The organism is Candidatus Amarolinea dominans (assembly GCF_016704685.1).
Classification (GTDB): Bacteria; Chloroflexota; Anaerolineae; order SSC4; family Amarolineaceae; genus Amarolinea; species Amarolinea dominans.
In genome coordinates, this window is record NZ_JADIZS010000064.1 from 22360 (window position 1) to 30177 (window position 7818).

5 protein-coding genes and 1 pseudogene are annotated in these 7818 nt (G+C 62.6%); all 6 read left to right on the forward strand.

Features of this window, described 5'->3' with window-relative positions; genetic code table 11:
- Positions 1-59 precede the first annotated feature (59 nt).
- On the forward strand, positions 60-1775 hold the full coding sequence (gene coxB / locus IPF85_RS24155) for a cytochrome c oxidase subunit II (protein WP_343410604.1): 1716 nt from the start codon (positions 60-62) through the stop codon (positions 1773-1775).
- An 89-nt stretch (positions 1776-1864) separates the two neighbouring features.
- Positions 1865-3481, forward strand: a complete 1617-nt coding sequence (ctaD, locus tag IPF85_RS24160; protein WP_343410608.1) for a cytochrome c oxidase subunit I — start codon at positions 1865-1867, stop codon at positions 3479-3481.
- Positions 3482-3915: 434 nt separating this feature from the next.
- Positions 3916-5766 (forward strand): heme o synthase, encoded by a 1851-nt coding sequence (locus tag IPF85_RS24165; RefSeq protein ID WP_343410605.1) that lies wholly within the window; start codon positions 3916-3918, stop codon positions 5764-5766.
- Positions 5767-5838: 72 nt separating this feature from the next.
- Positions 5839-6654 carry an SCO family protein gene (locus IPF85_RS24170; protein WP_343410606.1) on the forward strand — a complete coding sequence of 272 codons (816 nt, stop codon included), beginning with the start codon at positions 5839-5841 and terminating at the stop codon, positions 6652-6654.
- A 65-nt stretch (positions 6655-6719) separates the two neighbouring features.
- Positions 6720-7124, forward strand: a complete 405-nt coding sequence (locus tag IPF85_RS24175) for a FixH family protein (protein ID WP_343410609.1) — start codon at positions 6720-6722, stop codon at positions 7122-7124.
- Between the two features lie 64 nt (positions 7125-7188).
- Positions 7189-7818, forward strand: a pseudogene (locus IPF85_RS24180) (FesM); the annotation flags it as partial.

The following is a 7818-nucleotide window of genomic DNA, read 5'->3' on the forward strand; positions in this document are numbered from 1 at the left end:
CCAACCCCATCCTGCCGGATCAGTGGTCCCGCCAAGTCCTGAGCAGCCTCTATCCGCAGTTGAATTTGGACGCGGTGCGCATCGTGGGTCGCATGGTGGGCGCCTTGCCTACGCCGGCCCAGGTTGACAGCAACATGGCAGCAGAAGGATACGACGAGGCGGTCTTCCGCTGGAATCGGCGCGACGTCACCGATTCGACCGGCCAGCCCATCACCCTGGTGGAGGTCTACGAAGCGCCGTTGCCGGTGGCAGTGCCCCTGGATGCCTCCGACATGCGCACCCCGCCCTTCACACGGCGCGACCTGATGGCAGGCGCGCTGGCAGGTGTCGGCGGCGGCCTGGCCATGGGCCTGTTGGCGATGCTTGTCGGCCTGTTCGACCGCAGCGGCGCCATGAGCGTGTGGGCGCCCCTCAACCAGATCGCCAGCGCGATTCTTGGCCCTGATGTGGTCGGCCCTCAGTTCAACTTCACCACCGCCCTGGTCGGTTCCCTGTTTCATTTTGGTCTTTCGGCCCTCCTCGGCATGGCGTTTGCGCTGATCTACCACGGCGTGCTGCGCTTGCCTCGTCGCTTGGGCGCGCCGGTGGCGGCAGGCGCCATTTATGGCCTGATCATCTTCTTCCTGGCCGACCTGCTCCTGCCCATGTTGGCCCCTGGGATGGCCTTCGCGGCCAAGCCCGGTTTCATTGCCGGGCACATGGTCTTTGGCCTCGTCATCGGCATCGTCTACTCCCGCCTGCGCCCCAACTTTTCGGGCCTGCTCGTCGTCCTGGCATCCCTGCTCTTCCTGGGCGCTGGCGTCGTCGTCACCTCGCTCAATCTTTTCATGCCTGTGCAGGCGTCCGAACAGGCCGTTGGCGTTGATTCCCTCTTCAATTTAATGATGGGCATCGCCACGGTCATCTTTCTTCTCGTGCAAGCCGCCCTGGTGTACGCCGCGCTCCAATTCCGCCGCAAGCCAGGCGATGACGAGGATGGCCCGCCGATCCACGGCAACAACACGCTGGAAATTATCTGGACCACGGTGCCGGCCATTATTGTCATCATCATCAGCTTCCTCAGCTACCAGACCTTCGTCGCGGAGCGTGCCTTTGCCAAGACCGACATGGTGGTCGAGGTGACAGGTCAGCAGTTCTTCTGGACTTTCTACTATCCTGAGGAGGACATCACGGTACAGAACGAGCTGGTAGTTCCGATTGGCCGTCCGGTGCAGTACCGGCTGCGAGCCACGGATGTGCTGCACGCGTTCTGGGTGCCCGATTTCCGTATCAAGCGCGACGCCATGCCCGATCGGGTCACCGATACGCGGGCGACAGCGTCCAAAATCGGTGAATATGCCATTGTTTGCGCTGAACTGTGCGGCGCCGGCCACGCGCAGATGCGCGGCACGATCAAAGTGGTTTCGGCCGCGGACTTCGAGGCGTGGGTGCAAGAACAGAAGAACAAGACGGTTGACACCAACGACCCCATCGCCTACGGTCGCAGCGTCTTCCAGAAGGCCGGTTGCACCACCTGCCATACACTGACCGACGCCGGCGGCGCTGGGCAGATCGGGCCTGATCTAAACCAAATCGGCGTCGTCGCGGCCACCCGCGTCGCCGGCCAGACGGCTGCGGAATACATCAGGACATCCATCGTCAAACCGGGTGAGTACCTGGCGCCGCAGTGTCCAATGGGCGCATGTCCGGCCAACGTCATGCTGCCAACCTTCGGCACGTCTCTATCTGAGGCCGAACTCACAGCGCTGGTCACCTACCTGTCAAGCCAGAAGTAAGCGAGGAGAACATCAAGATGGCACACGCACCTGCTGTCGAGCAGAGTGGGCATGGCGCCGGTCATGCCGAACACCATGAAGGCTTTGTCATGCACGGCGCCTGGAAATGGTGGCACTATTTTACCTTCAACACCGATCACAAAGTCATCGGCATTCAGTATATCACCGTGACGTTTCTGTTTTTCTTGCTGGGCGGCATCCTGGCGCTCCTGGTGCGCACCGAACTGGCGCAGCCAGGCAGCCAGTATTACTCGGGCACCGAATACAATCGCCTGTTCACGATGCATGCCACCATCATGATCTTCCTCTGGGTGATCCCGGTGCTGGCCGGCCTGGCCAACTACATCGTCCCGCTGCAGATCGGCGCGAATGACATGGCGTTTCCCAAACTCAACGCGGTCAGCTTCTGGCTGATCGTCATCGGCGGCCTGCTGCTCTGCTCATCCTTCCTGGTGGGCGCGCCCGAAGCAGGTTGGACAGCCTATCCGCCGCTCTCCCTCTTGGGGGGTGACGGCCAGACGATCTGGGCCATTTCCATCATCATCTTAGGCTTTTCATCCATCTTTGGCGGGGTCAACTTCTTGACCACGATCGCTCGCATGCGCACGCCAGGCATGGGCTGGTTCGAACTGCCGCTCTTCACCTGGAGCATTGTCGCCACCTCGATCATCCAGGTTCTGGGTACCCCCGTCATCGCCAGCGCCCTGTTCCTGCTGGCCGTCGAGCGCATCTTCCACGCCAACTTCTTCAACGTCACGCAGGGCGGCGATCCCTTGATGTGGCAGCACCTCTTCTGGTTCTATTCGCATCCGGCCGTCTACGTGATGGTGCTGCCCGCCATGGGCGTCGTCTCTGACGTGCTGCCGGTCTTCAGCCGCAAACCGATCTTCGGCTACAAGGCCATCGCCTTCTCCAGTCTGGCCATCTGCTTCCTGGGCTTCACCGTCTGGGCACACCACATGTTTACCAGTGGCATGAACCCCTGGATGACGGTGCCCTTCATGATTACCTCCATGGTCATCGCCGTCCCCACCGGCGTCAAGATCTTCGGCTGGTTGGGCACCATCTGGCAAGGCAAGCTGCGCTTCGACAGCGCCATGCTCTTCGCCCTGGGCTTCATCTCCCTCTTCGTCCTCGGTGGCATCAGCGGGGTGGTCCTCGCTTCCGTGCCGGTTGACATCCACGTGCATGACACCTACTTCGTGGTCGCGCATCTGCACTACGTGCTCTTCGGCGGCAGTGTCACGGCCATCTACGCCGGCATCTACTACTGGTTCCCCAAGATCACCGGTCGTAAGCTGAACGAGACCTGGGGCAAACTCCATTTCTGGCTGCACTTCATCGGCTTCCATACGACCTTCCTGGTCATGCACGTCTCCGGCCTGCTTGGGATGCCGCGCCGCGTGGCCGACTACGACCCCCAGTTCTATGCTATGAACCTCATTGCAACCATCGGCGCCTACCTCCTGGGCACCTCCACCCTCCCCTTCATGTGGAACGTCGCGGTCAGCCTGTTCAAGGGCGAGGTGGCCGGTGACAACCCCTGGGATGCCAAGACCCTGGAATGGCAGACGTCATCGCCGCCATCCATCTTCAACTGGGATGAAACGCATCAACCGCATGTGGGCGGCGGCCCGTATGACTATGGTCGCCACACGCTTAGTAGCGGCATTCCGGCCACGGGCGCCGCGCACGGCTCAGACTAGGACACGGTCGCAGCTTATCCTGGTGACCAGCAATATCAACAGGGCAAGCGTTTTTGACCACAAGGAACGCAAAGAACACAAAGAAATGGCAGTTCAACCGCACATTGGCGGTGTCTTTGCGCTCTTTGTGTTCTTTGTGGCAAAGAATCGTCCAAGTTTGGAATTGCTGCCGGCCGTTTTTTCCGCGGCAGAATGTCAGAGCCTTTGTGTTTCTTGTCACAACCTCCCCCGTGTAGTATAATAGACCTTATCGGGAATAAGCCGAGTTGTAGTCCGAGCCACAACCAGCAGTTTCTCTTGACGATTTGACTACTGCATGTCGTGGCGCGCCGTTATTCCCGATAAGGTCTAATAATGGCAGATGAACGATGAATGGCGAACGGGAACCTGAATTCACGTTCATCATTCATCGTTTCTGTATTGGGGGTTTTCACGTGCCACTTCGCATGCTCGTGGCCGAAACCGGCAACATGCGCTGGTTTCGTCAACTGTCGCTGTGGACCTCGATCGGCGCCTGGATTGTTCTTGTGCTGGGCGGCCTGGCGCGCACCACAGGTCTTGCGCTCGGCTGCCGCACCTGGCCGTTGTGTGACGGCCGCCTCACGCTGAGCGTTGCAGCAGGCGGCTGGCTCGACCTCTGGCATCGCCTGGGCGCCGGCCTGCTTGTCCTGGCCGTTTTACTGCTCCTGCGCATCGCGCTGACCAACCGCGGGCATCTGCACCGGCTCGCGCCACGCTTGCTGATGATCACCGCCGGCATCGTAGCCGTGCAGGCGTTGATCGGCAGCTTGCTCGGCGCTGCTCCCGTCTCCCTGCTGACCTGGACACACGCCAGCCTGGCGACGCTCAGCCTGGGTCTGCTCACGGCCAACACGCTCCTCGCCTGGTCGCGCACCCGCAACCGCGGCGCCATCCTGGCCCGCATCGTGCAGACGCAGGAGGAGTACGGCGGCTTCAGCGCCTGGTTGACCCTGGCGACCGTGGCTGCCTTCATCCTGGTGCTGACCGGCGCGGCCGTCACCCACAGCCTGGCGGCCAGCGCGTGTCCGGCCTTTCCCAACTGCGGCCTCAGCAGCGCGCCGGCCAGCCTGCAGATCATCCAGATGCTGCATCGGAGCAGCGTGCTTGCCACACTGCTCGTGTTCCTGTGGCTCTCCTGGCGCTACACCGGCATCCTGGGCCGTGAAAGCCGCAGCGCACGCCGCTGGAACCGAGCCATGCTCACCCTCTTCGCCGGCCAGATTGGACTGGGCGCGGCCAACGCGCTGCTCCCCCTGCCCGCCTGGATCAACGCCGCGCACCTGGGCCTGGCCGCGGCCGTGTGGGCCGGCTTCGTGGTTCTCTTCACGCTCTACCAAGAGGGACTAGGCGCCGAGATCATCCCCGGCAGTGACGCCAGGACCGCCGGCAGCCGCCGCAACAACCTGGGGTCCGTCATCTTCGCCTATTTCTGGCTGGCCAAGCCCTACATCACCGTCCTTCTGCTCGTCATCACCCTGGCCGCGATCCTGGTTGCCACGGCCGGCCGGCCGCCCTGGGGCCTGACCCTGTGGGCGCTGCTGGGCGGCGCGCTCTCCGCCTCGTCCGCCAACACCATCAACGCGTACCTGGAGCGTGAGAAAGACAAGATCATGCCGCGCACCCAACGCCGGCCGCTGGCCTCGGCGCGCATCGCCCCCATCAATGGTCTGATCTACGGCCTGACGCTCGGTATCCTTTCGGTCGTCGTGTTCGTTGTTTATGTCAACATTCTGAGCGCCGTGATCTCGACCTTTGCCCTGCTCTACTATGTCGTTATCTACACCCTGTGGCTGAAGCCCCGCACCCCGTACAACATCGTCATCGGCGGTGCAGCCGGCGCGTTCCCGCCCATGATCGGCTGGACGGCCGTCACCGGTCAGATTGATCTGCTGGCTGTCATCCTCTTTGCCGTCGTCTTCTGCTGGACGCCGCCCCACACCTGGGCGCTAACTCTCCTGGCGCAGCGTGACTACACGATGGTCAACATTCCCATGTGGCCGGTGGTGCATGGCGAGGCCAACACCCGCCAGCAGATCGTCGCCTACACCTGGCCTATGCTGATTGTCACCCTGCTGCCCGCGGTCACCCGCCTGCTAGGGCCAGTCTACTTGATCGCCGCGCTGGCGCTGGGCGGCATCTTCATCTACCTGGCGCTGCGCCTGCGCCAAACGGGCACCAAAGCCTCGGCCCTCAGTCTTTACAAATACTCCACCCTCTACCTGGCCCTCTTGTTTGCGGCCATGGTGGTGGATCGGGTGGTGTGACATGCCGACAGGTAGCGGCAGGGTTCCCAATCACATCAGGCGTGACGCATGAAACAACTTCAGGAGTTACTTGTGGAACACCGAACAGAGAAATCACCGGTTCTGCCCTGGATCACCGTGCTGGTTATCAGCCTGGGGCTGCTGACCGCTTGTGGCGGGGTCAACGCGACCCCCTTACCGGTCTACTGGAACGCGCCCGCCTTCACCCTGACCGACCAGGATGGGCAGCGCGTCAGTACGAGCGATTTTGCCGGCCGCGTCTGGCTGGTCAACTTCATCTACACCGCCTGCCCGGACGAGTGCCCCCTTGAATTGATGCCCAAGATGCGCAAGGTGCAGGAATTAGTCAAGGCCGATGCCCGCCTGGCAGGCAAGGTGCAGCTCGTCTCGATCAGCGTGGATCCGGACACCGACACCCCATCCGTGCTCAAAGCCTATGGGAAAGCCTTCGATGCCGATCCCACGCTTTGGCGGTTCCTGGTGGGCACAGAGCAGGAAACGGCTGACCTGTTGGAGAACGGCTTCAAGGTCGGCCTGACACAGGGTCATAGTGACGAGGCGAGCAGCGAGGAGCATAGCGAAATCAACCACCCCCTGCGCTTTGTGCTGGTGGATGCCGCAGGCCGCATCCGGGGTATCCCCCCGTCCAGCGACATGACCGCCGAGCAGTTCGTGGAAGATATGCGGAGGTTGGTGGGGAGGAGAATTGAGAGCGGAGATGGAGAGCGGAGTGAGAGCGGAGAGCGGAGAGCGGAGATCGGAGACCGGAGAGCGGAGACCGGAGAGCGGAGGAGACCGGAGAGCGGAGAGCGGAGAGCGGAGAGCGGAGAGCGGAGAGCGGAGAGCGGAGAGCGGAGATCGGGGATCGGAGATCGGAGATGTGGATGATGAGGGATGATCTGTACCGAGGGGGAAGGGGCGCCAGGTGGACGACAGCCAGACACGTGCGTCACATGCGGCGCGTGGGGTTGATCGGCGCACTGTTGGCGTTGACTCTGTTGATGTTGACTCTGTTGATATTGAGCGCCTGCGGCGGAAGGGCGACGCCGGTGAGCGATCTGCGCATCGAGCTGCGCACGGGCGCGGGCAGCGTCCAGACAGGCGCGGCCACGTTGACGGTGCAGGTGACCGACGCGGCGGGTCGGCCCGTGGAAGATGCCGCGGTGTCGGTCGAGGGCAACATGATTCACGCCGGCATGGTGCCCGTATTCGCCGCCGCCACCGGCGGTCAGGATGGGCTTTACACCGCGCCCTTCAACTGGACGATGGGCGGCGATTGGGTGGTGACGGTCAAAGTGACGCTGCCGGACGGCCGCCAGGCGCAGGCCGATTTCCCGGTGGGGGTGACGGAGCCGTAACGCGATGGTTGGCCTGCAAGGCAACGCCAGCCCACAGTTCGATCGTTGGTAGAACAGGAGCGCCATGACACACTCGCGCACACCCGCCCAATCGTCCTATCTGCGGCAATCAGCGGCCGACCTGCTGCGCTGGCCGCTGTTGGGCCGCTTTCTGCGCTGGCGTCACAGCCGCACGACCGTGCAGACCGTTTTTCTGATCCTGAGCGCTGTGCTGATCTTCGACGGGCTGACCGGCCCCAGCCTGGCGCCCAAGAACCTGGCAACCGTGACCAGTTGGATCCAGTACCGCGGCTTCCTGGTGCTCAGCCTGCTCGTCATCGGCAACCTCTTCTGCTTTGCCTGCCCCTTCATGCTGCCGCGGCGCCTGGGCAAATGGCTGCAAAATCGCTTCCTGGCCGGCGGCCGGCCGCTGCCGCGTGCGCTGCGCAGCAAATGGCTGGCGCTGGCGCTGCTCGTCTTCTTCTTCTTTGCCTATGAGCGCTGGGACCTGTGGGCCAGCCCCTGGCTGACCGCCTGGCTGATTCTGGCCTACTTCGCGGTGGCCTTCGTGGTTGACACCCTGTTCCAGGGTGCGGCCTTCTGCAAATATGTTTGCCCGGTCGGCCAATTCAACTTCTTCGGCTCGCTTGTCAGCCCCAGCGAAGTCAAGGTGCGCGACGCGGCGGTCTGCGTCACGTGTACGACGAAGGACTGC